Source organism: Terriglobales bacterium, assembly GCA_035567895.1.
GTDB lineage: Bacteria > Acidobacteriota > Terriglobia > Terriglobales > Acidobacteriaceae > Gp1-AA112.
This window is the reverse complement of the sequence record DATMPC010000093.1, coordinates 1-2699: the sequence shown is the minus strand read 5'-3', so window position 1 is coordinate 2699 and position 2699 is coordinate 1. Positions and strand designations below refer to the sequence as shown.

The window sequence follows — 2699 nt, the reverse complement described above, 5'->3', positions numbered from 1 at the left end:
CGCACGGCCTGCCGCCGAATCTTGTGGGGGATGCGTTACGGCTGGGCCAGATCCTTATTAATCTCGTCAATAATGCGGTGAAATTTACCGAACGCGGCGAGATAGTGGTGACTGTCGCGATCGAGGAACGAATGCCCGATCGGGTGAAGCTGAAGTTTTCCGTTCGCGATAGCGGAATCGGGATGACGCCCGAGCAGACCGCGCGTTTATTTCAAGCGTTCAGCCAAGCTGACACGTCCACCACCCGGAAGTACGGCGGCACCGGGCTTGGTCTCTCCATCTCCAAGCGACTCGTGGAGATGATGGGGGGTGAAATTTGGGTCGAGAGCGTCTACGGTGCGGGTAGCACTTTTCTGTTCACGGCATCGTTCGGCGTCGGGTCGGGAGGGTTGGAGCAGAGGCACTTCATTCCGGATCTGGTGGGGAAACGTGCCCTGGTGGTGGATGACAATGCGCTGGCCTGCGAGATTTTGGCAGACACGCTAAAGGGGTTCGCGCTCAGGGTCGACTGGGTTTCTTCCGGTGAGGCCGCACTCCGAGAGCTGGCCGCTGCTGATTCGAGGGATCCTTATCAAGTGGTCTTGATGGACTGGCACATGCCAGGCATGGACGGGCTGGAAGCGAGCCGCCAAATTATACGCGGCGGACTTCTGAAGAACGTGCCCAAGATCGTGATGGTGACGGCATTTGGACGCGAGGAGGTTCGCGCTCAGGCGGAGGAAATGGGAATCAAGGGCTACCTTCTCAAGCCAGTCAGCCCTTCTCTGCTCTATGACACGCTGATGGATGTATTCGGAATGGCGGACCGCGAGACCGGTCGCCTGCGCCAGGTGAGAGAGGATGTTCCTTCGCCCGATGCGAACGGGATTCGGATCCTATTAGTGGAAGACAACGAAGTAAACCAGCAGGTGGCAGCAGAGCTTCTTGAAAGTGCAGGAGCCGACGTGAGAATCGCGAACAACGGCGGCGAAGCGGTAGAAATTCTATCGGAAGGGAATGAGCCGCCCTTGTTTGACGTTGTGTTCATGGACCTGCAAATGCCCGAAATGGACGGCTTCACCGCAACGAGGCTTCTTCGGGCGCAGCCCCGACTTCAGGGATTGCCAATCATTGCGATGACTGCACACGCTCTGGTGGAGGAGAGGCAGCGTTGTCTGGACGCGGGGATGAATGACCATGTGAGCAAGCCCATCGATCCCGATGCACTGTTCGCGACTCTGCTGCGTTGGACAAAGCCTCGCCAGACACGCGAAGAAGCAATTGCATCATTGCCGGTAGAGAAGGTCAAAGAAGTGACTTTCCCCGAGATTGCCGGCGTTGACGTGGAGGGAGGACTGAAGCGGGTTGCCGGGAACAAGCGGCTATATCGCGACTTGCTCCAACAGTTCGCTGCGAAGCAGGCAGATGCTGGTTCGCAGATCTCCGCGGCAATCGAGAGCGGAGACTCCCATCTGGCCGAGCGCATGGTCCATACGATAAAGGGGGTGGCGGGAAATATCGGACTTGGGAAAGTACTTGAGGCGGCGGAGAAGCTGGAAGGAGCGATTCGGAGGGAGGAGGCGGACAGGTTCAGGTTATTCGAAGAATTCACGCTGGTACTGAAACACCAGGTTCAGGCCATTCGACAAGCAATCTTCGACGCCGGGCTCGGCCAGGAGGCGAAGTGGGGGAAAAGTGAAACGTTCGATGCACAGTCGGCAACAACAGCAATCGCGCACCTGAGGGCGCTGCTTGAGACGAGCGATGGGAATGCTGCGGAAGCGTTCCTCGCCGTTGAAAATATTCTTGCCCGCAGGGTGGATAAGTCGCGACTAGAGGCTCTGAGCACGACCATCAGCGAGTTCGATTTTGAGGGAGCGCTTCTGAAGTTGAATGAGATCACCAGGGAATACGGGGCGGATTGGGAGCAGGGGAATGGCTAGCGTGGGAGAAAAAAAGACTGTACTCGTGGTGGACGATGCCCCGGCCAATCTTCAGATCGTGAATTCGATTCTGAAGGACGATTATAAAATCCGAGTGGCCACGAGCGCTGCCAAGGCTCTGGTCTTGGTCAAAGTGAAACCGCTACCGGATCTGATCTTACTGGACGTCGTGATGCCGGAAATGGATGGGTACGAGGTCTGCGGAATCCTCAAGGCGTCGTCGGAAACTCGAGACATACCGGTGATTTTCCTGACAGGCAAGACCGAAGCCGACGACGAGACGAAAGGCTTCGATATGGGAGCTGTAGACTATATCCACAAACCTTTTTTGGCGGCGGTTGTGAAAGCCCGGGTGCATACCCACCTTGTGCTTCGAGAAGCGCGCGAACAACTGTCTCGACAGCTGATTGCGATAAATAGTGAGTTGGAAATGGCGCGTAAGATTCAACTTGCGATTCTGCCGCATGCAACTCCGAAAATCATGGGTCTTGAAATCGCTGCCCGCTTTGTTCCGATGGGTTCAGTGGCAGGTGACTTCTACGACTTCCTTGTCGTAGACGAAAAACATGTAGGGATTCTGATCGCAGACGCTACGGGGCACGGCCTGCCCGCTGCTTTAATCGCATCGATGCTTCAGATGGCCCTCGCCGCCCAATTTGCGCACGCCTCCCAACCAGCGCGCGTACTCGCAGGCTTGAATCAGGCCCTCTGTGGGAAATTCACCACCCATTTTGTTACCGCAGCATACATATTCCTGGACATGGAACTGGGAGCCAT

The 2699-nt window shown here is 56.4% G+C and carries 2 protein-coding genes; both read left to right on the top strand.

Annotation, left to right across the window (positions count from 1 at the left end; all coding sequences use genetic code 11):
- The coding region (locus tag VNX88_19930) for a response regulator (protein HWY70947.1) at positions 1-1922 on the top strand (1922 nt) is incomplete at its 5' end.
- On the top strand, positions 1915-2699 hold a 785-nt coding region (locus VNX88_19925), incomplete at its 3' end, for a response regulator (GenBank protein HWY70946.1). The genes VNX88_19930 and VNX88_19925, both read left to right, overlap by 8 nt.